A 23359-nucleotide genomic window follows, 5' to 3' on the forward strand; every position below is an offset into this window, starting at 1 on the left:
TGAGAGGGGATGAGAGGGGCGCGGCGGGCTCGGGCGCCCGCCGTTCCGTGACGGCCGGTCAGAGGGATTCGACGAGGCCGCCGTCGATGACGAAGTCGGCGCCGGTGATGTTCGCCGCCCGGGGACCGGCGAGGTAGAGCACGAGATCGGCCACCTCCGACGGCCGGGTGAAGCGGCCGGTCACGGACTGGTCCGCCGCGCCGCGGGCCACCTCCCCGGGGTCGACGTCCCGGGACCGGGCGACCGTGGCGGCGACCCCGTCGGCGCCCTGCCACAGCGCCGTCTCCACCGGGCCGGGACCGACGGTGTTCACCCGCACACCGCGCGGCCCCACCTCCTTGGACAGGGCCTTGCAGAAGTTGGTCAGCGCCGCCTTCGCCGCGCCGTAGTCGATGACCAGCGGGTCGGGCAGCCGCGCGTTGACCGAGGAGACGGTGACGATACGGCCCGCGCCGGTGGCGAGCAGGTGCGGCAGCGCGGCCCGGGTGGCGCGGACGGCGGCCATGAAGTTGACCGTGAACGTCCACTCCCAGTCCTCGTCCGTCACACCGAGGAAGCCGTCGACCCGCGGCCGTACCGCCCCGACGTTGTTCACCAGGACGTCGACACCGCCATGGAGCGCCACGGCCTCGGCGACCAGCGCGGCCGGGCCCTCGGGCGTCGCGAGGTCGACTTCCACGACGGTGAGCTCGGCCCCCTGCTTCACGTGCCGGTCGAGGGCCTCGGTGCGTTCCCTCGAACCCGCCACGACGCGGGAACCGGCCGCGAGGAAGGCCTCGACGACGGCCAGCCCGATGCCGCGCCCGGCGCCGGTGACCACCACGGTCCGCCCGGTCAGGCCCGCGTCGGTACCGGACGTCGCGGCGGGCCGGGATGCGGGGGAGGTCATCGCCCGGTCTCCTGGCCCTGCTGCCGCAGCCAGGTGAGTACGGTGTCCGCGACCTCGCGCCAGCCGCCGTCGATCGTCAACGAGTGCCCGCGGTCGGGGAAGTTGATGATGTCGGTGACCGCCTCGGAGTGCCGGTACTGCTTGAGGGTGGCCCGGGTGACGACCTCGGGCACCGTGTGGTCCTTGCCGCCGGATATGAGCAGCAGCGGGCCGCGTCCGCTGTTGTCCGTGTCGACCTTCGCCGGCGAGTGGGGGTTGAAGTTGGCGGAGGCGGCCTCGTACAGCGGCTTGCCCGGCGCGGGGACGGCCCAGCGCTCGTACAGGGCCGCCGATTCCTCCTCCGCGACGGCGTTGCCGAACGCGAACCGGAACTGCTCCGCGGTCAGGGAGACCGCCCGGCGCTTGTTGGCCGGGTTCTTGAAGACCGGGAGCGTCGCCTTCAGCGCGGACAGCGGCAGCGGCAGCACGCCCTTGATCTGCGCGGCGTCGATCGCGACCGCCGCGGCCGCGCGGTCCTGGCCGAGCAGCTTCTGCGCGATCATCCCGCCGAACGAGTGCCCGATCAGGAGGGGTGGCGCGGGCAGCGCCTCGATCAGGGTCGCGTAGTGCTCGACGACGTCGTCGATGCCGTAGCCGGCGATGCTCTCGGGGTTCTGGCGCGCCTCCTCGACGGTGGCGGGGTCGCCTGGCCAACCGGGCGCGGAGGGGTCGTAGCCCCCCGCGCGGAACAGGTCGATCCACGGCTGCCAGGAGGTGCTGTGCAGCCAGAGCCCGTGGATGAAGACCACGGGAAGGGGGACGGTCATGGCTGGACCTCTCGTGTGTGGGTGTCGTGACCCGGCATGCCCACACGAAACCGGAAACCCCGATGCCCTCGCACTGGGGAAGCACCCCAGTGGTTCGGACACTCCGACGGCAACCGAAAAGGCCCTCGGTCCGCGTTTCCGCGGGCCGAGGGCCTTTTGTACAAGGGTGAGTGACGGGACTTGAACCCGCGACTTCCTGGACCACAACCAGGTGCTCTACCAGCTGAGCTACACCCACCATGCCCGGTCGTTCACTCTGCGAGTTTCCGACCGGCCGAGAAAAAGTGTACAGGGTCCGAAGGGGTGCTCGCGCCCGGCTTTTACGGGGTGGGCTGGACGTGCTTAGCGGCGATCGTGCGGGCGGTGTCGGAGTCGGGTCCGGGCTGCGGGACGAAGATCGCCTCGCGGTAGTAGCGCAGCTCGGCGATGGATTCGCGGATGTCGGCGAGGGCGCGGTGGTTGCCCTTCTTCTCGGGGCTGTTGAAGTACGCCCGCGGGTACCAGCGGCGCGCCAGCTCCTTCACCGAGGACACGTCCACGATGCGGTAGTGCAGGTACTCCTCCAGCGTCGGCATGTCACGGAGGAGGAAACCGCGGTCGGTGCCGACCGAGTTGCCGCACAGCGGGGCCTTGCCCGGCTCCTTGACGTGCTCCCGGATGTAGGCCAGGACCTGCTCCTCGGCGTCGGCCAGCGTCGTACCGCCGGCCAGCTCGTCGAGCAGGCCGGACGCGGTGTGCATCTGGCGTACCACGTCCGGCATCGTCTCCAGCGCCCGGTCCGGCGGGCGGACGACGATGTCCACCCCCTCGCCGAGCACGTTCAGCTCGGAGTCGGTGACGAGGGCGGCCACCTCGATGAGAGCGTCGTCTGACAGCGAGAGGCCGGTCATCTCGCAGTCGATCCACACCATGCGATCGTTCATGTGTCTAACCCTAAGGTGCGCGCCGCTCAGCTGAGCCAACCGTGCGGTGACCTTGTGGTGCGGGGGCTCGCGAAAAGCAACCGGAGCGCGCGAAAGCCCCCGGAGATCTCCTGACCGACGGAGACCCCCGAGGGCTTGCTGTCGCTACGTCCCGCTGCGCTGCCCGGGCAGGCTCGCCGCCGGGCGGCTCGCGGCGTAGGCCTCACGGCCGTTGTCCGCCGCCGAAGCCGCGGCCGAGGCCGCCGACAGCGCGCTCGCCGCCGTACGACGGGTCTGCATCGGTACCGGGCCGTCCGGGTGCAGCGAGGGCGGCAGGCCCGCCGGGCCCAGGGACGACGGTCCGCCGGGCTGGCCCGGGGCGCCGTCGCCGTCCACCTGCTTGTCGCCCTGGGGCCTGCGGGCGCGGTACGCGGCCCGGTAGGCGGCGGGCGACGAGCCCAGCTGGCGGCGGAAATGGCCGCGCAGCGCCACCGGCGAGCGGAAGCCGCAGCGGCCCGCGACCTCGTCCACCGAGTAGTCCGACGTCTCCAGCAGACGCTGCGCCTGGAGCACCCGCTGCGTGATCAGCCATTGCAGGGGAGCGCTCCCGGTGAGCGAGCGGAAGCGGCGGTCGAACGTACGCCTGCTCATGTACGCGCGTGCCGCCAGCGTCTCCACGTCGAACTGTTCGTGGAGGTGCTCCAGCGCCCAGGCGACGACCTCCGCGAGCGGGTCGGCGCCGATCTCCTCTGGTAAAGACCGATCGAGGTAGCGCTCCTGACCGCCGCTTCGGCGCGGGGGGACCACCAGGCGCCGGGCGAGCGCGCCGGCCGCCTCGTTGCCGTGGTCCGTCCGCACGATGTGGAGACAGAGATCGATTCCGGCCGCCGTACCGGCGGACGTCAGCACGTCTCCGTCGTCGACGAAGAGTTCCCTCGGATCCACGTGCACCGACGGATAGCGCTTGGCCAGCGTCGGCGCGTACATCCAGTGGGTGGTCGCGGGACGGCCGTCCAGCAGACCCGCAGCGGCCAGCACGAACGCGCCGGTGCACAGGCCTACTATGCGGGCCCCTTCTTCGTGCGCCCGGCGCAGTGCGTCGAGCGCCTCCTCCGGCGGCGGCGCGGTGATCGACCGCCAGGCGGGCACGACGACGGTGCCGGCCCGCGAGATCGCCTCCAGGCCGTGCGGCGTGGTCAGTTCCAGCCCGCCGGTGGTGCGCAGCGGACCGTCCTCGCCGCCGCACACCAGAAGGCGGTAGCGCGGAACTCCGGCGTCCTGCCGGTCGATGCCGAACACCGACAGCGGTATGGAACTCTCGAAGATGGGGCCGCCGCTGAACAGCAGCACCGCGACGATCTCCTTGCGGCGTCGCCCGGAAAGCTTCCGGGCCGCGGCTTCCGGCGCGGCAGTGGAGTCGTGGCTCATACTGCTAAGCCCCCCTCGGTGGTCGCGGCTCCTCGGTTGTGTCGCTCCTGCACGTTTCCCCTCGGTCCTGCACGAGTCCCCCGCCGTAAGACGTCAAGATCGAATCTACTGTGTCCAGTGGTGCCGGGGTGACCAGTTCGGCAACCGGCACATTGTCGACATGGCAACTTGGCGTGAAGCATTCGATCACGAAGCGTTGCACTCGTGGGCCGTGCAGGGAAGTGCGCCTCCCCGTAGTGGCCAATCCCCGTAGGGTGCGCAGGCCCTCCCAGACCCTTTCGGTGCAGGTGGAACGGGGGTTGGGGGGTGGTTCGGACAACAGATGCACGGTGGCCGGAAGTTGGCTGAAAAGCGTCGGGCGCGTGCGCGGAAACCGGTCAGTCGACCGGTGTACTTCCTCCGGCGTGCCGACCACCCCGGTGCGCCCCCGCAGCCGCCCGGTGACGGTGGCCGCGATGCGGGGACTCCTCCTCGTCCAGCAGCCGGGCCGTGCCTCGCTCGGAGCGGCGCAGCAGTACCCGGCAGGCCGCGGTGACGGCCGCGAGACCGAGGGCCGTTCCGGTGGCGCCGGCGAGCGAGGTGCCGTACCAGAGGAGGACCAGGGGGACGAGGACACAGCTGAAGACCGCCCAGCGGACCACATCGGTGGCGGTGTCCGGGCCGGGGTGTGCCTCGGAGGTCGTGCGGTGTCCGGACATGGCGTGCTCCCTGGGGCGGCGGTTCGCCGGGTTCAACGCGTGTTCGATGCGTCGGTCACTGTAGGGCAGCCCATGGGTGGACGCGGGGGTAAGTGAATCCTGTGCAAACCGCCTGTACGGGGCAGCAACCATTGCGTTACGGGCGCCCCCTCGTGCATGCTCCGGGGAACTCCGCCGGAGCGTGTGCGGGATATGGGCTAAGGAGGACTGGCGCCGTACCCTTGGGGGTATGGGGTTGGGAAGATGATTCCCGGACACAGCTCCGGACACAGCTCCGCCGCACACTGTTGTCCCCTCCCAAGAGGATCAAAAAGCCGAGACACCCATGGCCGGTCACGAATCTTTCGAACCCGCGGACCGCAAGCGGCCCGTCGCCGATCCCACGGCGGCCGAGCCCCTGGCGGCGGAACAGCCACGTCATTCCTGCGATCCCGCCTTCAAGCACGGCGTCGTCGTCGGTTTCGACGGCTCCACGTCCAGTGAGCGTGCCCTCGCGTACGCCATCGGCATGGCCCATCGTTCGGGCTCGGGCCTGGTCATCGTGCATGTCGCCAACCGGCTGCCCACCACGGTGTGGGCGGGCTGCGAGCCACCGGTCTTCGTCGATGTGCCGGATCACCGCACCGAGGTGCTCGGACTTGAGCTGGCGTGCGCCGAGTACCTCGCCGAAGTGCCCTGGATCCTCGTCGAGCGCGGTGGTGACATCTGCCACGAACTCGAAGAGGTGGGGCGGGAGTACGAGGCGGACGCGATCGTCGTGGGCTCGACCCACGGCATCGTCGGACGCATCTTCGGCTCCGTCGCGGGGCGGCTCGCGAAGCGGGCGCAGCGGCCGGTCGTCGTCATCCCGTAACTCGTAGGTCCAACGCGCCGGTCGGCTCTGAATTCACTGCTGTGCAGAGGTGTTTGTGTCCTTGTGAAGGGCATATATCGGTCACACCGCACAACCGCACATGCATGAAGGGAGCCCGCCGTGGACAATGACGTCTCCGCGGGAAGCACGGGAAGCACCACCTCTGTCGTCGGCCGACTCGCCCTGGGAATCACCCTGTTGGCCTTCGGGCTCGGGTACACGGATGTCATCAACGGAGTGTCGGCGGCTGACGCCGTGTCACTCGCTCACTACGTAGGCGGAGTTGTGCTCTTCGTCGCCGGGCTGTTCGCGTTCCGCGACGGCGACTCGGCCACGGGGACCGCGTTCGCGGCCTTCGGCGCGCTCTGGTTCACCTGGGCCGTCAGTGCCGGCAACTCCGTGTCGGACAACGCGGCGGGGTTGTTCCTGGTCCTGTTCGCCCTGGTCGCTCTCTCCGTGACCCTCGCGGGTGGGGACCAACTCACCCAGGGGACATACGGGTTGTTCTTCGTCTCCCTTGTGCTGCTCGCCATCGCGCAGTTCGCCGGCAACGACGGGCTGAGCAAGGTCGGGGGGTGGTTCGGTGTCGCTGCGGGGGCTGTTGCCTGGTATTCGGCGACGGCGGCGCTCGCTCACTGGCCGACGGTTCTTCCTCGTCGGGCGGCCGGTCGGGGCGTGACGGCTACCAGTTGACCGGCAGTTGGAAGGCCCCCCACGTGTATGAGGCACACGTGGGGGGCCTTTCCGTTCGTCGGCCGCTGCGGGTGCGTGGGGGCTGGTCGCGCCCACGCGGCGGAGCCGCAAATCGATACAGCCCCGCGCCCCTAAAGACAAAAGCCTCTACTCGACCGTGACCGACTTGGCGAGGTTCCTCGGCTTGTCGATGTCCCGGCCCAGTGCCAACGCCGTGTGGTAAGCGAGGAGTTGGAGCGGGATGCCCATCAGGATCGGGTCCAGTTCGTCCTCGTTCTTCGGGACGACGATCGTCTGGTCGGCCTTCTCCTGGTGCTGGTGGGCCACCGCGAGGATGCGGCCGCTGCGGGCCTTGATCTCCTCCAGGGCGGCGCGGTTCTTCTCCAGGAGGTCGTCGTCGGGGACGATCGCGACCGTGGGGAGGGCGGGCTCGATGAGGGCGAGGGGGCCGTGCTTCAACTCCGAGGCGGGGTAGGCCTCGGCGTGGATGTACGAGACCTCCTTGAGCTTCAGGGAGGCCTCGCGGGCCACCGGGTAGCCCCGGACCCGGCCGATGAAGAGCATCGAACGGGCCTCGGCGTACTCGGCGGCCAGCTTCTTGATCTCCTCCTCCTGGTCGAGGATCTCGGAGATCTGGGCCGGCAGCTTGCGCAGGCCCTCGATGATGCGCTTGCCGTCGCGGACCGAGAGGTCGCGGGTGCGGCCGAGGTGGAGCGCCAACAGGGCGAACGCCACTGTGGTGTTGGTGAAGCACTTGGTCGAGACGACGCAGACCTCGGGGCCCGCGTGCACGTACATGCCGCCGTCCGCCTCGCGCGCGATCGCCGAGCCGACGACGTTCACCACGCCGAGGACCCGGGCGCCCTTGCGCTTCAGCTCCTGGACCGCGGCGAGGACGTCGTAGGTCTCGCCGGACTGGGAGACCGCGATGTAGAGGGTGTCGGGGTCGACCACCGCGTTGCGGTAGCGGAACTCCGAGGCCGGTTCGGCGTCCGCGGGGATGCGGGCCAGCTCCTCGATCATCTGGGCGCCGATCATGCCCGCGTGGTACGAGGTGCCGCAGCCGAGGATCTTGACGCGGCGGATCTGCCGGGCCTCGCGGGCGTCCAGGTTCAGGCCGCCGAGGTGCACGGTGGAGAAGCGGTCGTCGATCCGGCCGCGCAGCACGCGGTCCACGGCGTCGGCCTGCTCGAAGATCTCCTTGTGCATGTAGGTGTCGTGGCCGCCCATGTCGTAGGAGGCGGCCTCCCACTCGACGGTGGTCGGCTCGGACGTGGTGCGGGTGCCCTCGGTGGTGTATGTCCGGAAGTCGTCGGCCTTGAGGGTCGCCATCTCGCCGTCGTCGAGGGTCACTATCTGGCGCGTGTGGGTGACGAGTGCGGCGATGTCCGAGGCGACGAACATCTCCTTCTCGCCGATGCCGAGGACCACGGGGGAGCCGTTTCGAGCCACCACGATGCGGTCGGGGAAGTCGGCGTGCAGGACGGCGATGCCGTACGTCCCCTCGATCACCCGGAGTGCCTGGCGGACCTTCTCCTCCAGGGTCTGGGCCTGGGAGCGGGCGATGAGGTGGGTGAGGACCTCGGTGTCGGTCTCGGAGAGGAACTCGACGCCGTCCGCCTCCAGCTTCTTCCTGAGGTCGGAGGCGTTGTCGATGATGCCGTTGTGGACGACGGCGACCTTGCTGTCGGCGGACAGGTGCGGGTGCGCGTTCACATCGGAGGGGGCGCCGTGCGTGGCCCAGCGGGTGTGGGCGATGCCGGTGGTGCCCTTGAAGCGCGCCGGGACCTTGGCCTCCAGGTCACGGACCCGGCCCTTGGCCTTGACCACCTTCAGGCCGGCCGTCTTGGGGGCCGTGATGGCGATGCCCGCCGAGTCGTAGCCGCGGTACTCCAGCCGCTGCAGGCCCTCCAGCAGAAGCGGAGCAACGTCACGCTTGCCGATGTATCCGACGATTCCGCACATATATAGGTGTTCCTAGCCGTAGACGATGCGGCGCAGCTGCCTGAGCGTGAGCTCCGGCGGTGCGACCGCCCGGTATTTCAGGTCCGCCTCGATCCGGTCGAAGATCGTCGCGTTGACCAGACCCTGGGCCTGGAGCTCGCGGTGGCGGCGACGGACGTAGTCCTCGGTCGTCTCGTCGAAGTACGCGAGCACGTCCTGGATCACCCGCAGCGCCTCGCCCCGGTTAAGGGTCGTGGAGCGCGTCAGATGATCAACGAGTTCGTCGTGCACCCGGTTGATCCTGGAGTACGGGGGGCAGGTTTGCAAGAATCCTGCCCGATATCGGGCAGCGGCCTGTTGAATGTCTTATGGGGCTCTGTTCGTAAGCTGTCCATCCTGTGTCTTGTGTTACGTCGCTCATATGGACGAGTTTCAGACGCCATGGACATTCCTCGTATGGGAGTACCCGAAGAGCTCGCCGAGCGTATGAGCATGGCTGAGCAGCACGAGTACCTACGCTCGAAATTCTCCCGGCGCACCATGATCAGAGGCGGCGCCGTGACCCTCGGTGCCGTCGCCGGTGGCGTGTTCGTCCCGGGCGCGGTCGCCCAGGCGGCCGTCCCCAGCCAGGCCTCCGCCACCTACGCCGCCACCTCCGTCGGCGAGGCGGTCGACGGGGCCCTCGTCTCCCCGTTCGGCCGCCACCTCGCGTTCGGCAACGACCCGAGCACCGAGGTCACGGTCTCCTGGCAGGTCCCGACCAATGTCAAGAAGCCGTTCGTCCGGATCGGCGCGCACCCCTGGGACCTCTCCCGCAAGATCGAGGCCGAGGTGCGCACGCTCTACACCCCGGCGGGCGTCGGCGCGAGCGGCGACCACACCCAGTACTACCTGCACGCCAAGCTGACGCATCTGCGTCCGGGCAAGACGTACTACTACGGCGTCGGCCACGCGGGCTTCGACCCGGCCGAGCCGCACCTGCTCGGCACGCTGGGCACTTTCACCACCGCCCCCGACCGGTCCGAGCCGTTCACCTTCACGGCCTTCGGCGACGAGGGTGTCGGCTACCACGGCCTCGCCAACGACAGCCTGCTGCTGGCCCAGAACCCGGCCTTCCACCTGCACGCCGGCGACATCGCGTACGCCGACCCGGCGGGCGCGGGCAAGACCGCCGACACCGGCTTCGACTCGCGCATCTGGGACCAGTTCCTCGCCCAGACCGAGTCGGTCGCCAAGTCCGTGCCGTGGATGCCCGCCTACGGCAACCACGACATGGAGGCCTGGTACTCGCCCAACGGCTACGGCGGCGAGGACGCCCGCTGGAGCCTGCCGGACAACGGCCCCGACAAGACCAACCTGCCGGGCGTCTACTCCTTCGTCTACGGCAACACGGCGGTCATCTCGCTCGACGCCAACGACGTGTCCTTCGAGATCCCGGCCAACCTCGGCATCTCGGGCGGCACCCAGACCACGTGGCTGGAGGGGCAGCTCAAGAAGTTCCGCGCCTCGAAGAACGTCGACTTCATCGTGATCTTCTTCCACCACTGCGCGTACTGCACCTCCACCGCGCACTCCTCGGAGGGGGGAGTGCGCAACGAGTGGGTGCCGCTGTTCGAGAAGTACACGGTGGACCTGGTGATCAACGGCCACAACCACCAGTACGAGCGCACCGACGTCATCAAGAAGAACGCCGTCGTCAAGAAGCTGCCGATCGGCGGCACGGCGTACCCGGAGACCGAGGGAGTCGTCTACGTGACGGCGGGTGCGGCCGGCCGCAGCCTGTACGCGTTCACCGCCCCGGACTCCTACGAGGGTCACGTCGCCGACGTCGACTCCGTGGCCGCCTTCATCAACACGAAGGACGGCAAGGTCAACGAGACGGTCGCCTGGTCGCGCGTGCGCTACCTCAACTACTCGTTCCTGCGCGTGGACGTCCAGCCCGCCCACAAGGGCCGTACGGCCACCCTGACGGTCCGCGGCATCGCCGAGACCGGCGCCGAGATCGACCGCTTCACGGTCGCCCGCAAGGCCAAGTAACCACGATTCACACCGAGTTACGCCTGGAAGGCGGGGCGTAGTTCATCCGGCGGGCGGTCCTCACATGCGTTTGAGGACCGCCTGTTTGGCCATCGAGAACTCCTCGTCCGTGAGCACCCCGTCCCGGTGCAGCTCGCCGAGTTCCCGCAGCCGCCGCAGCAGCGCGTCATGGCCGTCCTCCGCCGCGGTCGTCAACTGCGGTGTGGACAGGGCCAGTTCATGTCGTACGTCCGTCTCGGCGGCGGGGTGCGGGAGGCGGGCCTGGACGGCCGCGGCGATCAGGGCCATCAGCGGGTCCTTCTTGAAGCCCCACAACTCCACCGAGTTGGGGTCGTACTTGGGCGGTGCCTTGGTCGGCGCGTGGCGCACCGCGAAGCGGAGGTAGCCGTTCTCCAGACCGGCCGACGGCCGCCACTCCACGCCGACGAGGTCCGTGACGGCGAGGGTGCGGGCACCGGCGGCGGACTTGGCGTCCTCGGTCTTCCAGTTCCACTCCAGCCGTACGTGCTCGCCGTCGAAGCTCGCGGTGCCGTCCCCGGCGGAGACGGAGAGCGGCACGGCCGGGCCCGGCAGCAGGTACTCGGCGACCGGGTCGGCCGGGACCCCGTCGAGCAGCAGGGCGCCCCGTACCTCGTCCACGAAGTACTCGGCGACGCCGTACCGGTCCGATTCCACGGTCAGTTGGTAGGGGTCGTCGCCCTCGGCGAGCCGGCCGCCGGTGGCGTGCAGCAGCGGGTCGGCGCCGTCGCGCAGCCGCAGTCGCAGCCGCCCCGACCTGCGGCCCTGTTCGAACGAGACGCCCGCCAACGCGCCCAGGGGAACGACGAGTTCGCCCAGTGTCCGGCGGAACAGGCCGACGTTCTTGTCCCGTCCGGGAGTCAGCCGCAGGGCGTCGCCGTCGAAGATCCAGGTGCCGTCCTTCTGGATGATTTCCGCCATAGCAGGGATTGTTCCACCGCCTTGGCGACAGAATGGTCTGTACCTGTCCGGCTGCATGGAAGGGACCGCTTGTGAGACACCTTGTGAGACAGCGCCACAGAACGACCCGCCTCCTCGGTTCGCTGCTGCTCGTCGCCGCCGCGAGCGTGTCCGTCGTCGGCGCGGCGCCCTCCGTCGAACCCGCCCCCGTCACCCCGCTGGGCCGGGTGGTCCCGGCGCCCGCCTCCGTCACCCCCGGCGGACAGCCGTACCGGATCACGAGCACGACCCGTATCCGCGTCGGCGAGTCACGGGAGTCGCGCCGGATCGGCGAGTACCTCGCGGGCATCCTGCGCCCCTCCACCGGCTACCGGCTCCCGGTCACCTCGCGGGGCAAGGGCGGCATCCAACTCCGGTTGGCCAAAGGCACGTTCGGCGCCGAGGGCTACCGGCTCGTCAGTGGGACCTCCGGGGTCACCATCACCGCGAGCAGGCCCGCCGGGCTCTTCCACGGCGTGCAGACCCTGCGCCAGCTCCTGCCCGCCGCCGTCGAGAAGAAGTCCGTGCAGCGCGGCCCCTGGCGGATCGCGGGCGGCACCATCGAGGACTCCCCGCGCTACGCCTACCGCGGCGCGATGCTCGACGTCTCCCGGCACTTCTTCACGGTCGCCCAGGTCAAGCGCTACATCGACGAGTTGGCGCTCTACAAGATCAACGAACTGCATCTGCACCTCAGCGACGACCAGGGCTGGCGCATCGCGATCAACTCCTGGCCCCGGCTGGCCACTTACGGCGGCTCGACCCAGGTCGACGGCGGTGCGGGCGGCTACTACACCAAGGACGACTACAAGGAGATCGTCCGGTACGCGGCCTCCCGCTATCTGGAGGTCGTCCCGGAGATCGACATGCCCGGCCACACCAACGCGGCCCTCGCCTCCTACGCCGACCTGAACTGCGACGGCGTGGCGCCCCCGCTCTACACGGGCACGGACGTCGGCTTCAGCTCGCTGTGCGTCGGCAAGGACCTCACGTACAGCTTCGTGGACGACGTGATCGGCGAGCTGGCCGCGCTCACCCCGGGCCGCTATCTCCACATCGGCGGCGACGAGGCGCACTCCACCAGCCATGAGGACTACGTCAAGTTCATGGACCGGGTGCAGCCGATCGTCGCCAAGTACGGCAAGACGGTGATCGCCTGGCACCAGATCACCGGCGCGCATCCGATCAAGGGCGCCCTCGCCCAGTACTGGGGTCTCGACGACACCGACGCCGCCGAGAAGGCCCAGGTCGCCGAGGCCGCGAAGAACGGCACCGGGCTGATCCTCTCGCCCGCCGACCGGGTCTACCTCGACATGAAGTACACCGAGGACACCCCGCTCGGCCAGGACTGGGCGGGCCTGGTCGAGGTGAAGCGGTCCTACGACTGGGACCCGGGCAACTACCTTCCCGGGGCGCCCAGTTCGGCGATCCGGGGCGTCGAGGCACCGCTGTGGACGGAGACCATCGTGACCGACGTGAACATCCAGTACATGGCCTTCCCCCGGCTGCCGGGCGTGGCCGAGCTGGGCTGGTCGCCGGCCTCGACGCACGACTGGGACACCTACAAGGTGCGGCTCGCGGCACAGGCCCCGCGCTGGGACGCGCTCGGGATCGACTACTACCGGTCGCCCCAAGTGCCGTGGCCCGCAGGGTAGTTGCTTCTCGGCATGAGGGCGGGCACCCCGGGGGACCGTACCCCGGGGTGCCCGCCTGCTTGTGTGGTCAGAACCCGGCGATGGGGTTCTTCAGGGTGCCGACGAGCTGGAGCGCGCCGGACGGGTCCGCCAGGTCCACCATCTGCTCGTTGTTGCGCAGCTGGAGCCGGTTGAGGCAGGACAGCGAGAACTCCGGGGCGAACATGTCGTACTGCCGGAACTTGTCGGCGAGTTCGGGCGCCGAGTCCTGGTACTCGCGGGTGACCTCCGCGACCGTACGCCAGAAGTCGTCCTCCTCAAGTACGCCTTCGGCGGCCAGGTTGGAGGCGAGGAAGCGGAAGAAGCAGTCGAAGACGTCGGTGAAGATCGACAGGAGCTTCTTGTCCTCGGGGACCTCGACCCGCAGCCGCTCCACCGTCGGCGGCAGCACCGCGTCCGGGTCCATGACGGCGATCTCCTCGGCGATGTCCTTGTAGATCGCGCGCTGGACGACACCGTCCTTCAGGACGAGGATCACGTTCTCGCCGTGCGGCATGAACACCAGGTCGTAGGCGTAGAAGCTGTGCAGCAGCGGAGTGAAGTACGCCCGCAGATAGCGCCGCAGCCACTCCACCGGGGTCAGCCCCGAGCGCTCGATCAGCGCGCCGGCGAAGGACGCGCCCTCGTGGTCGAGATGCACCAGCGAGGCCATCGTCGCCAGGGACTCCCCGTCCCGGAGCGAGGAGACCGGGCTCTCGCGCCACAGGGCGGCGAGCATTTTGCGGTACGGCGAGTAGCGGTCGGTCGCGGCCTCGTACTCCAGGTGCCGGTAGCCGACGGCGGCCCGCTCGCGGATGATCGACAGGCCGGTGGACCTCAACACCGGGTCGTTGTCGATGAGTTGGGCGAGCCAGTCGTTGATCGCCGGGGTCGCCTCCATGTAGGCGGCCGAAAGCCCGCGCATGAAGCCCATGTTGATGACGGACAGGGCCGTCTTCACGTAGTGCTTCTCGGGGTTGGACCGGTTGAAGAAGGTCCGGATGGACTGCTGGGCGAGGTACTCGTCGTCGCCCTCGCCGAGACAGACAAGGAGGCCGCGGGCGACCTCGGCGGCGAAGGTGACGGTGAGCTTGTTCCACCACTGCCAGGGGTGGACGGGGATGAGGAGGTAGTCGTCGGGGTCGAGACCCTTTTCAAAAAGTGTGTCGCGGAAACGGTTCAGTGTCACACTCCCCAGCTCGTCCTTGACGAACGACTCGTACTCGATGCCCACACCCGCCGTGAACGCCGCCCGTGAGCGGTGTGCGGCCAGCCAGACCAGCCGGACCGGGCTCGCGGTCTCGGGGGCGTACGAGAGGTACTCGTGGACGCCGAAGCCGAGTCGGCCGTTGTTGGCGACGAAGCAGGGGTGGCCCTCGGTCATCCCCGTCTCGATGGCCTGGAAGTCGCTCGTCACCAGCTCGCCGACCGGGAGCTGAGGCTTGGTGAGCTTGTAGCAGGTGCCGGAGAGGGTGGAGGAGATCTCCTCCAGGTACACCGGCAGGATCTCCTCGCTCAGCCCCAGCGACTTCTGCAGCTCGATGAAGAACTCCAGTGAGGCGAGGGGGAGTTCGGCGCCGTCACGGTGTCGGGTGATCGAGTCGGCATCCACCTGCCAGTGGTCGAGGGCGCGGCGGACGGCGGTGAAGCGGTACCGGGTCAGACCGTCGTCGCTGCGGACGACGTACAAGTCCCCGTCTTTCTCGACCGGTTCGGGGGTGATCAGCCGCTCGTGCGCGAACTCCGCGAGGGCCTTGCGGATCAGCTGGCGGTTGGCCTTCTCCCAGCGCTCGGGGGAGAGGTGGGCGACGGCGTCGGCGAGACTCATGCGGACACCGCCGTCGCCGCCAGGAACTGTTCGCGGGTGCAGAAGCTCAACAGGGCCATTTTCTCCGGCTTTTGGATCTCGCGCTCGGGCACGAACCCGACCGTCTTGTTCAGGGCGTGCACGGCGGTGTTCGACACATCCGGTTCTACGACGACCCGTGCGACCGCCGGGTCCTCGAAGAGCCGGGCCAGCACGGCGGTGATCACCGCGCGGGTGAAGCCGTGGACGGGTGCCTCGGTGGCCGGCGTCAGGAAGTGCATGCCGACATCACCGGGCAACGGCTCGTACAGACCGACCAGTTCGCGATACCGCGGGTCGTAGTACTCCATCAGGAAGACGGGTACCCCGTCCTGGAGGCCGAGCAGCGCCTGCTGGTGCTCGTCGGCCGCGATCTCCATGTAGGCGCGCTCGACGTCCTCCAGTTTCGCGTCCTGCATCATCCAGAACGCGGCCTTGGGGTGGGTGACCCACCGGTGCAGCAACTCGGCGTCCCGCAGCGGGTCCAGGGGGCGGAAGGTGAAGGTCATACGGCGAACTCCTGGAACGCGATGGTCTGTTCGACCGGGTAGTACTCGGTGCCGAGCAGCTCACGGATGATGTACGAGTTGCGGTACGCGCCCATGCCCAGGTCCGGGGACGTGATGCTGTGCGCGTGGACGCCCGCGTTCTGGAGGAAGACGCCCCGGCCCGTGGTGTCGATCGAGTAGTTGCGCGCGATGTCGAAGTTGCCCCGCGAGTCGTAGCGCAGCCGCTCGTGCACGGGCTTGAGGAACTCCGGCTCGGCGTACTTGTAACCGGTGGCGAGGACCAGGCCCTGCGAGCGCAGGGTGTAGTCCTTCCCCTGCTCCTCCTGGCGCAGACCGAGTTCGTAGACGCCGTCGCGGTAAGTGGCGTCGTTGAGGGAGGAGTTGGTGAGCAGCCGGGTGGGAACGGCTCCGCCGACCTTCTTCTGGTACAGCAGGTCGAAGATGTCGTTGACGAGGTCGCCGTCGATGCCCTTGAAGAGGCCCTTCTGCTCGGCCGTGAGGCGGTAGCGGGTCTGCTCGGGCAGCGCGTGGAAGTAGTCGATGTACTCCGGGGAGGTCATCTCCAGCGTGAGTTTCGTGTACTCCAGCGGGAAGAAGCGCGGTGAGCGCGTGACCCAGTTCAACTCGTAGCCGTGGACGTCGATTTCACTGAGCAGGTCGTAGTAGATCTCGGCGGCGGACTGCCCGCTGCCGACCAGCGTGATCGACTCCTTGGCCTGCAACTCCGTTTTGTGGTGCACATAGCGGGAGTTGTGGATGAAGTCACCGCCGAGACCGGCCACGGCCTCCGGGAGGTAGGGCGGGGTGCCGGTGCCGAGAACCAGGTGCCGGGCGCGGAAGACCTCACCGGCCTCGGTCCGCACGACGTAGACCTCGTCCTCGTACGTCACCTCGGTGACCGTCGTGCCGAAGCGCACGTTGGAGAGCCGGCCTGCGGCCCAGCGGCAGTAGTCGTCGTACTCGACGCGCAGCGGATAGAAGTTCTCGCGGATGTAGAAGGGGTACAGACGCCCCTTCTCCTTCAGGTAGTTCAGGAAGGAGTACGGCGAGGTCGGGTCGGCGAGGGTGACCAGGTCGGACATGAACGGGGTCTGGAGGTGGGCGCCGTCGAGGAACATGCCGGCGTGCCACTCGAAGTCGGGCTTCGAGTCCAGGAAGATCCCGTCGAGTTCGGCGATGGGCTCGGTGAGGCAGGCGAGGCCGAGGTTGAAGGGTCCGAGCCCGATGCCCACGAAGTCGTAGGTCTTGGTGGCGGGTTCAGGAAGCGCGGTCAAGGGACTCTCCCAGGTACTGCTCGGCGTGGCCGGCGATCAGGTCGAGGACGGCGGCGATGTCGTCGGCCGTCGTCTCGGGGTTGAGCAGGGTGAACTTCAGGTAGTGGCGGCCCGCGACCTTGGTGCCCGCGACCACCGCGTCACCGGAGGCGAACAGGGCCTTGCGGGCGTACAGGTTGGCGCGGTCGATCTCGGCGGGGTCGGTGACGGCGGCCGGGATGTAGCGGTAGACGAGGGTGGAGAGCGAGGGCTCGACGACCACGTCGAACCGCAGGTCGGCGGCCAGCAGCTTCCAGCCCTCCTCGGCCAGGTCGCAGACCTCGTCGAAGAGTTGGCCGATGCCGTCGGCGCCCATCACGCGCAGGGTCATCCAGAGCTTGAGCGCGTCGAAACGGCGGGTGGTCTGGAGGGACTTGTCCACCTGGTTGGGGATGCGCTCCTGCACCATGCGGCGCGGGTTGAGGTAGTCCGCGTGGTAGGTCGCGTGGCGCAGGGTGTCGGCGTCGCGGACCAGCAGGGCGGACGAACTCACCGGCTGGAAGAAGGACTTGTGGTAGTCCACGGTGACCGAGTCGGCGCGCTCGATGCCGTCGATCCGGCTCCGGTGCCTGAGGGAGGCGAGCAGCCCGCAGCCGTAGGCCGCGTCGACGTGCATCCACACCCCGAACTGCTCGCACAGTTCGGCGACTTCGGGCAGCGGGTCGATGGAGCCGAAGTCGGTGGTGCCGGCGGTGGCGACGACGGCCATCGGGACGAGCCCGGCCGACTTGCAGCGCTCCAACTCCCGGGCGAGGGCGACCGTCTGCATCCGCTTGTCGGCGCCGACGGGTATCGACACGACGGCGTCCTGCCCGAGGCCCAGCAGTTTCGCGGACTTCTTCACGCTGAAGTGGCTGACCTCGGAGGCGAAGATGCGCAGTTTGGCGAGCGTGTCGGTCTTCGCCTCCTCGCGGGCCAGCAGCAGGGCCTGGAGGTTGGACTGGCTGCCGCCGGAGGTGAACACCCCGTCGGCGTGCGGCCCGAGGCCGATCCGCTCGTTCGTCCAGTCGATCAGCTTGCGCTCGATGAGCGTGCCGCCGGCCGACTGGTCCCAGGTGTCCAGGGAGGAGTTGACGGCGGAGAGCACCGCCTCGCCGAGCACCGCCGGGATGACGACCGGGCAGTTGAGGTGGGCGAGATAGCGCGGGTGGTGGAAGTAGATCGCGTCCCGCAGATAGACCTCGTCCAGCTCGTCGAGCACCGCGGCGGTGTCGTGCAGCGGGCGGTCGAGGTCGATGCGGTCGATGAGGGGGGAGAGGGCGTCGACCGTGACGCCGGTGAACGGTCGTTCCGTGGTGGCGAGTTTGGCCGCCACCCGCTCCACGCCTTCAGTCACGGAGCGGCGGTAGTGCTCCGCGGTCGTGTCATTGAGCAGGTGCGAGCGCATGTGGGGGTCCTCCGGGGTGGGGACGGGCTTTGAACTTAGGTAAGGCTAACCTAACTTAACTCTCTCGAAACCCACCCCTCCCGTGACTGGTGTGACTCACGCCTCACCCGGCTTCGCGCAACTGCTCCTCGCTGAGCCCCTGCCGCCAGTACCCCACGAAGGTCACCCGCCGCCGGTCGACCCCGCGCTCACCCACGAAGTGCCGCCGCAGCGCCTTCACTTGACCGGACTCGCCCGCGATCCACACGTACGGCCGCTCGGCGGACGGGAGTAGGGCAGCGCGCAGGGCGCCGAGGGCCATGGGGGACCCCTCGGCGCCCTCGTTCTCCCGCACCAGCCAGGTCACCTCGACATCGGCGGCGGACACCAAGTCCTGGGCGTCACCGGCATGTCGGACCTCCAGCCACACCCGCGCAGGCATGCCCGCGGGCAGCGCTTCGAGAATCGCGGACACGGCGGGGACGGCGGTCTCGTCGCCCCAGACGACCACGAGATCGGTGTCCTCCGGCGGCCGGAACCGAATCGCCCGGTTGTCCGCGACGGCCGGCCCGAGCAGCACGACCCGGTCCCCGGCGCAGGCGCGTGAGGCCCACCGGGAGGCGGGCCCGGCGGGCTCGTGCAGTACGAAGTCGATGTCGATCTCGTCGGGATCGCGGTGCAGCGCGCGGAGCGTGTACGACCGCATCACCGCCCGTACGCCGTCCGGCAGTTCACGCCAGGCCTGCCACCACCCGTCACCGAGCTCGTACGGCACGGCGGGCTCCGACTGACCCGGATGCGGCAGGAAGAGCGACAGGGACTGATCACACCCGTTGGAGAAGAAGCACGCCAGGTCGTCCCCACCAAAGGAGACACGAACGAGAGACGGCCCGAGCCGCTCCGTCCGCAAGACGTGAAGCGAGAAGAAGCGGAACGGGCCGGTCATAGGGGTTCCTTCAAAGAAACGTGAGGCTTAAAGGGGCGCGGGGAACTGCGCGACCAGCCCCCACCGGCCCGCAGTTCCCCACGAAAGCGCAACAACCCCTAAATCAGCTGACCTTCTTCGCGTTCTCGATCGCCTTCGCCAGATCCTCAAGCAACGGCGCGCACTTGGCGTACGACAGAATCGGCTCGGGGTTCCGCGCGATGACCTGCCCCGCCTTCACCGCGGGCAGCTTCTTCCACGTGCCCTCGGTGATGTCCGCGGGCTGAATCGCCGAGGTCCGGTTGTCCATCATGATGATGTCCGCACCGTACTTGTCGACGTTCTCCCAGCTCAGGTTCTCGTACCAGCCACCGCTCGCCTTCAGCGCGGCGGCGGACGGCTCGACGAAGTTCACGCCGAGTGCCTTGTAGTACTCCAGGTCGACGGAGAGGTTGGACCCGGAGACGTAGAAGATGTCCTGGCTCGCGGAACCGGCGAGGACCTTGATGTCCGGCTTGGCCTTGGCGGCGGCGCGCAGCCGGGCGGCGGCGTCCTCGAACCGCTTCTTCGCCGCGGTGATGGTGGACGAAGTGGTGTCCGCGCCAAGGGACTTGGCGAGTTCCAGCATCCGCGCGAGCGGCGTCGGCAGCTGGACGTCGTACACCGAGATACCGACGGTCGGCGCGCCCACGGCGAGGATCTTCTTCTTCGACTCCTCGGGGACGTACCAGAGCGTGCCGGCCGCGTCGAACATCGTGGTGATGAGGACGTCGGGGGAGAGGGCCGCGTACTTCTCGATGTTGAACTGGCCCCACTCGTTGCCGATGATCGTGACCTTGCTGATGTCCAGGTCGCCGGCCTGCACGTCGGCCTTGCCGTCCTTCATCTTCGTCGGTCCGAAGACGCCCTTGGACTCGATGCCGTAGTCGTGCAGCGCGGCGGCGACACCGATGAACGAGACGATGTTCGCGGGGGTCTTGTCGGTCTTCGCGGTCTGGCCGCGGTCGTCCTTGAAGCTCCACGGCCCGGACTTCGCGGCCGTCGTCTCCTTGTCCGAGCCACCGCTTTTCGCGTCGTCGTCGCCGCAGGCCGCGAGCACGGCGCCGAGGCCGAGGGCGCCGCCCGCGGCGAGGATGCCGCGGCGGGAGAGATGGGTGGCACGGGCGTTGGACATGTGTGGCTGCTTTCGAACAGGGCGGATCACCCGCCGGACAATTCGAAGGTAGGTTAGCCTAACCTCACTGAATGTCCAGCGGGCGGGGTGTCCGCCGTTCGCACCCCGCGCACATTGGCTTTCAACCTCCTTGTCCCGTCCGTCCGTTGTGATCATGCTCGTTCGTAGCGAGCCCTGCGCACTGATGTTCGGTGACATTCGGAGGTGGAGTGGCTACCACGGTGGAAGCGACGGATGTGGACGCGGTGGTGCGGAGCGACGCGGCACTGCTGGAGGATGACCTCGCCGAGTTCCTCGGCTCACTGACCGCCCCGGCACGGGCGGCGGCCTCCGTCTACGACACGGCGCTACGGCGCTCCCTGTACGAACCGGTCGCCGACGCCGTCGGCTCCAGGACCGGCCAGCAGGCGCTGCCCCCCACCGCCGCGACACCCGGCGGCCGGGCTCCGCTGCGCCCCTCGATGGTCTACTGGGCCTACCGCAACTACCGGGGTTTTCCTGGTGAGTTGGCGGGGGACGACATGGCCGCCGAGCTGGCCGTCGTCCGCCGTACGGCAGTAGCAGTAAGGATTCTTCTCAAAGCCGCCGTCGCCCTCGACGACATCCAGGACGGCAGCGACGTCCGCTACGGCGAACCCGCCCTCCACACCGTCCACGGCACACCCCTCGCCCTCAACACCGGCGCCTGGCTGATCGTGTCCGCGCTCCGGCACGCGGCCGACCCGGCCGTCGTGGACAGCCTGGTGCACTCGGTCGGCGACGGCTTCACCGGACAGGCCGTCGACATGTCCTCGCGTACGGCGCTCACCCGCGCCGAGCTGCTGGCCGCGCCGCGCGCCGTCCGGGTCGGCTTCTGGGAGGAGACGGCCGCGCTCAAGACCGGCACCCTCTTCCGGATGCCGCTCGACGCGGCGCTCGCGGGACTGCGGGTGGTCGAGGACGACCGGCTCGCACTGGACGGCGCGATGCGCCAACTCGGCCTTGCCAGCCAGCTGTTCAACGACCTCACCGACTTCGTACCGGAACTCGGCGGCGCCGACACCCACGAGGACTTCGACGGCCTCGGCAACCGGGTCCTCCTGGAACTCCTCGACGGCGCACCGCCCGAAGCGGAATTCAAACCGTACGTTTTCGGTCACCCGCGACTGGAGCGGACGCTGCTCGCGCTCGCCGAGGAGGCCGTGGCCCTGAAGCGCGCCGCGAAGGACACCGTCCACGGGGTGTGCCGCTCCGAGCGCAGTGCCGCCTACTTCGACGTGACGATCGAACGCAAGGGCCACCTCGTCGACCGTCTGCTCGCGACCGTCCGGCAGCGGAGCGGCCTATGACGGACAGGGCGACCCGACGGCTGAGGAACGGCACCCGTACCTGGCACGAAGCCCTGGAACGCACCGGATTCGCCACCGCGCTGCTCGCCGGTGCCCTCCCGCTCGACCGCTACGTCGGTCAACTCGCCGCGTACCGGCTGGTGTTGGAGACGCTGGAGACCGAACTGGCCCGTGCCACCTGCCCCGCCGTCGGCTCGGTCTGGTCCCCCGACCTCGCGAAGCTCCGCCTCCTCGAACGCGACCTCCGCCACTTCGCCACCTTGGGCGTGACCCCCGAACCCGGCCCCGCCGCCACGGAGTTCGCCGACGAGATCCGGCACTCCGGCGCCACCGAACTCCTCGGTTTCCTCTACGTGTTGGAGGGCTCCACCCTCGGCGCCCGCTTCCTGCTCCGGTACGTCACCGAGGCGTACCGGCTCACGGACGGGCACGGCACGTCGTACTACGGCAGCGGCGACCGAGCCCGCTGGGCGGCCCTCACCGAGCGCCTCGACCGGACGCTCGGCGAACCCGCCGTACAGGACAGGGTGTTGGCCGCCGCCGAGCGGGCCTACCGGCATGTGGCCCTGATCTCGGCGGAGTTGTCGGCGGGGCTGGGCAGCCCGGCCCCCGAGCCGGTCCAGGGGTCTTTGCGGGCCGGGCCGACACGGCCATGACGGTCGCGCCGGCCGCCACGGTGACCTGGTTTCCGCGCTCGGCGCGGAAGTCCAAGCGAAGATGAGCGGCGCCGGCCCGTCGGGAACCGGCACCCCCGCTGCGGCGGCAGTCGGTGCGGATGCGGCCCTCGCGTACGCCGGCCGGTCTCCGGGGGCCAGGACGCGACGCTGCCCGGCCCCCGAGCGGGTCTGGCCGCCTCTCAGCCCGCGAGGCCCAACTCGCGCGCGATCAGCATCCGTTGGACCTCGCTGGTGCCCTCGCCGATCTCCAGGATCTTGGAGTCGCGCCACATCCGGGCCACCGGGTACTCGTTCATGAAGCCGTAGCCGCCGTGCACCTGGGTGGCGTCGCGGGCGTTGTCCACGGCGATCGTGGAGGAGTACAGCTTGGCGAGGGCCGCCTCCTTCTTGAAGGGCTCGCCGGCGACCAGGCGGGAGGCCGCGTCGCGCCAGGCGAGGCGGGCGGTGTGGGCCTTCATCTCCATGTCGGCGATCTTGAACTGGATGGCCTGGTTGGCGCCGATCGGCCGCCCGAACGCGTGCCGTTCCCTGGCGTACTTCACCGACTCGTCCACGCAGCCCTGCGCGAGACCGGTGGCGAGGGCCGCGATGGCGATCCGGCCCTCGTCCAGGATGCGCAGGAACTGGGCGTAGCCGCGGCCCTGTTGACCCAGCAGGTTCGCCGCCGGGACCCGGACGTCCGCGAAGGACAGCTCACGGGTGTCCGAGGCGTTCCAGCCGACCTTCGAGTACGGCGCCGCGACCGTGAAGCCGGGCGTCCCGGACGGCACGATGATCGCCGAGATCAGCGGCTTGCCGTCGGGCTTGCGGCCGGTGACCGCGGTGACCGTCACCAGACCCGTGATGTCCGTACCGGAGTTGGTGATGAAGCACTTCGAGCCGTTGATCACCCACTCGTCGGTGTCCGGGTCCAGGCGGGCCGTCGTCCGCGTCGCGCCCGCGTCGGAGCCGCCGTCCGGCTCGGTCAGCCCGAAGGCGCCGAGGATCTCGCCGGAGCACAGCCGGGGCAGCCACTCGGCCTTCTGGGCGTCGGTGCCGAAGAGATGGATCGGCATCGCGCCGAGCGAGACGCCCGCCTCCAAGGTGATCGCCACCGAGGAGTCGACACGTGCCAGCTCCTCCAGGACCAGGCCGAGGGCCAGGTAGTCGCCGCCCATCCCGCCGTGTTCCTCGGGGAACGGCAGCCCGAACAGGCCCATGCGGCCCATCTCGCGGACGATCTCGTACGGGAACTCGTGCCGCTCGTAGAAGTCGCCGATCTTCGGCGCCACCACGTCGTGCGCGAACTCCTCGACCGTACGGCGGAGTTCTTCCAGCTCGGGGGAGAGACGGTGGTCCATG

The 23359-nt window shown here is 69.2% G+C and carries 21 protein-coding genes and 1 tRNA gene; 6 read left to right on the plus strand and 16 right to left on the minus strand.

Translation table 11 applies throughout. The features are described from left to right. Positions 1-58 precede the first annotated feature (58 nt). The 6 genes from ACQHII_RS30615 to ACQHII_RS30640 all read right to left on the minus strand — a co-directional run bounded on the left by ACQHII_RS30615 (position 59) and on the right by ACQHII_RS30640 (position 4723). The gene (locus tag ACQHII_RS30615; protein WP_427922303.1) at positions 59-889 is read right to left on the minus strand and encodes an oxidoreductase; all 831 of its coding nucleotides are present in this window, start codon (positions 887-889) and stop codon (positions 59-61) included. Further along, a complete protein-coding gene (locus tag ACQHII_RS30620) occupies positions 886-1695 on the minus strand; it encodes an alpha/beta hydrolase (RefSeq protein ID WP_427922304.1) in 810 nt (269 codons plus the stop codon). Before ACQHII_RS30620 ends, ACQHII_RS30615 begins: the two co-directional genes overlap by 4 nt. Positions 1696-1860: 165 nt before the next feature. Continuing rightward, positions 1861-1933 (minus strand) — tRNA-His (locus ACQHII_RS30625). A gap of 82 nt (positions 1934-2015) precedes the next feature. Then, positions 2016-2618, minus strand: coding sequence for an oligoribonuclease (gene orn, locus ACQHII_RS30630; RefSeq protein WP_043259216.1), 603 nt, complete (start codon positions 2616-2618; stop codon positions 2016-2018). Between the two features lie 144 nt (positions 2619-2762). Further along, positions 2763-4025 (minus strand): helix-turn-helix domain-containing protein, encoded by a 1263-nt coding sequence (locus tag ACQHII_RS30635; RefSeq protein WP_427922305.1) that lies wholly within the window; start codon positions 4023-4025, stop codon positions 2763-2765. A gap of 377 nt (positions 4026-4402) precedes the next feature. After that, entirely contained in the window at positions 4403-4723 is a 321-nt protein-coding gene (locus ACQHII_RS30640) for a hypothetical protein (RefSeq protein ID WP_427922306.1), read from the minus strand. 325 nt (positions 4724-5048) lie between these two features. Here ACQHII_RS30640 and ACQHII_RS30645 point away from each other — a divergent pair, with 325 nt between their 5' ends. Continuing rightward, on the plus strand, positions 5049-5576 hold the full coding sequence (locus tag ACQHII_RS30645) for a universal stress protein (protein ID WP_019065779.1): 528 nt from the start codon (positions 5049-5051) through the stop codon (positions 5574-5576). A gap of 120 nt (positions 5577-5696) precedes the next feature. After that, complete coding sequence (locus ACQHII_RS30650) at positions 5697-6269, plus strand: GPR1/FUN34/YaaH family transporter (protein WP_427922307.1); 573 nt, start codon at positions 5697-5699, stop codon at positions 6267-6269. 147 nt (positions 6270-6416) lie between these two features. On the opposite strand, the gene glmS is transcribed toward ACQHII_RS30650, so the two are convergent. Together glmS and ACQHII_RS30660 are read right to left on the minus strand one after the other, a co-directional pair. Then, a complete protein-coding gene (gene glmS / locus ACQHII_RS30655) occupies positions 6417-8234 on the minus strand; it encodes a glutamine--fructose-6-phosphate transaminase (isomerizing) (protein WP_427922308.1) in 1818 nt (605 codons plus the stop codon). A gap of 12 nt (positions 8235-8246) precedes the next feature. After that, positions 8247-8504 carry a hypothetical protein gene (locus tag ACQHII_RS30660; protein ID WP_019065776.1) on the minus strand — a complete coding sequence of 86 codons (258 nt, stop codon included), beginning with the start codon at positions 8502-8504 and terminating at the stop codon, positions 8247-8249. 165 nt (positions 8505-8669) lie between these two features. Between ACQHII_RS30660 and ACQHII_RS30665 the strand changes: the two genes are divergently transcribed. Then, positions 8670-10250: a purple acid phosphatase family protein gene (locus ACQHII_RS30665; protein ID WP_427922309.1), complete on the plus strand. Its 1581-nt coding sequence runs from the start codon at positions 8670-8672 to the stop codon at positions 10248-10250. Positions 10251-10310: 60 nt separating this feature from the next. Here ACQHII_RS30665 and ACQHII_RS30670 read toward each other — a convergent pair whose 3' ends face one another. Next, the gene (locus ACQHII_RS30670; protein WP_427922310.1) at positions 10311-11189 is read right to left on the minus strand and encodes a DUF4429 domain-containing protein; all 879 of its coding nucleotides are present in this window, start codon (positions 11187-11189) and stop codon (positions 10311-10313) included. A gap of 83 nt (positions 11190-11272) precedes the next feature. Between ACQHII_RS30670 and ACQHII_RS30675 the strand changes: the two genes are divergently transcribed. Beyond that, positions 11273-12862, plus strand: coding sequence for a beta-N-acetylhexosaminidase (locus tag ACQHII_RS30675; protein ID WP_427922311.1), 1590 nt, complete (start codon positions 11273-11275; stop codon positions 12860-12862). Positions 12863-12929: 67 nt separating this feature from the next. Here ACQHII_RS30675 and ACQHII_RS30680 read toward each other — a convergent pair whose 3' ends face one another. The 6 genes from ACQHII_RS30680 to ACQHII_RS30705 all read right to left on the minus strand — a co-directional run bounded on the left by ACQHII_RS30680 (position 12930) and on the right by ACQHII_RS30705 (position 20013). Beyond that, complete coding sequence (locus ACQHII_RS30680; protein WP_427922312.1) at positions 12930-14708, minus strand: IucA/IucC family protein; 1779 nt, start codon at positions 14706-14708, stop codon at positions 12930-12932. Beyond that, positions 14705-15235, minus strand: a complete 531-nt coding sequence (locus ACQHII_RS30685) for a GNAT family N-acetyltransferase (RefSeq protein ID WP_427922313.1) — start codon at positions 15233-15235, stop codon at positions 14705-14707. The genes ACQHII_RS30680 and ACQHII_RS30685 overlap by 4 nt, the downstream gene beginning before the upstream one ends. Further along, positions 15232-16509: a lysine N(6)-hydroxylase/L-ornithine N(5)-oxygenase family protein gene (locus ACQHII_RS30690; protein ID WP_427922314.1), complete on the minus strand. Its 1278-nt coding sequence runs from the start codon at positions 16507-16509 to the stop codon at positions 15232-15234. The genes ACQHII_RS30685 and ACQHII_RS30690 overlap by 4 nt, the downstream gene beginning before the upstream one ends. Then, positions 16493-17935 carry a lysine decarboxylase DesA gene (gene desA / locus ACQHII_RS30695; protein ID WP_427922315.1) on the minus strand — a complete coding sequence of 481 codons (1443 nt, stop codon included), beginning with the start codon at positions 17933-17935 and terminating at the stop codon, positions 16493-16495. Before desA ends, ACQHII_RS30690 begins: the two co-directional genes overlap by 17 nt. A gap of 103 nt (positions 17936-18038) precedes the next feature. Next, positions 18039-18860, minus strand: coding sequence for a siderophore-interacting protein (locus tag ACQHII_RS30700; RefSeq protein WP_427922316.1), 822 nt, complete (start codon positions 18858-18860; stop codon positions 18039-18041). Positions 18861-18963: 103 nt separating this feature from the next. Next, a complete protein-coding gene (locus tag ACQHII_RS30705; RefSeq protein WP_427922317.1) occupies positions 18964-20013 on the minus strand; it encodes an ABC transporter substrate-binding protein in 1050 nt (349 codons plus the stop codon). A 221-nt stretch (positions 20014-20234) separates the two neighbouring features. Between ACQHII_RS30705 and ACQHII_RS30710 the strand changes: the two genes are divergently transcribed. After that, the gene (locus tag ACQHII_RS30710; RefSeq protein WP_427922318.1) at positions 20235-21341 is read left to right on the plus strand and encodes a polyprenyl synthetase family protein; all 1107 of its coding nucleotides are present in this window, start codon (positions 20235-20237) and stop codon (positions 21339-21341) included. Continuing rightward, on the plus strand, positions 21338-21997 hold the full coding sequence (locus ACQHII_RS30715) for a biliverdin-producing heme oxygenase (protein WP_427922319.1): 660 nt from the start codon (positions 21338-21340) through the stop codon (positions 21995-21997). Before ACQHII_RS30710 ends, ACQHII_RS30715 begins: the two co-directional genes overlap by 4 nt. A gap of 200 nt (positions 21998-22197) precedes the next feature. On the opposite strand, the gene ACQHII_RS30720 is transcribed toward ACQHII_RS30715, so the two are convergent. Beyond that, positions 22198-23358: an acyl-CoA dehydrogenase family protein gene (locus ACQHII_RS30720; protein WP_427922320.1), complete on the minus strand. Its 1161-nt coding sequence runs from the start codon at positions 23356-23358 to the stop codon at positions 22198-22200. Between the last annotated feature and the right edge of the window lies 1 nt (position 23359).

Origin of the sequence: Streptomyces sp. cg40, from assembly GCF_050320165.1 — a bacterium.
In the GTDB taxonomy this organism is placed as follows: Bacteria; Actinomycetota; Actinomycetes; order Streptomycetales; family Streptomycetaceae; genus Streptomyces; species Streptomyces hokutonensis.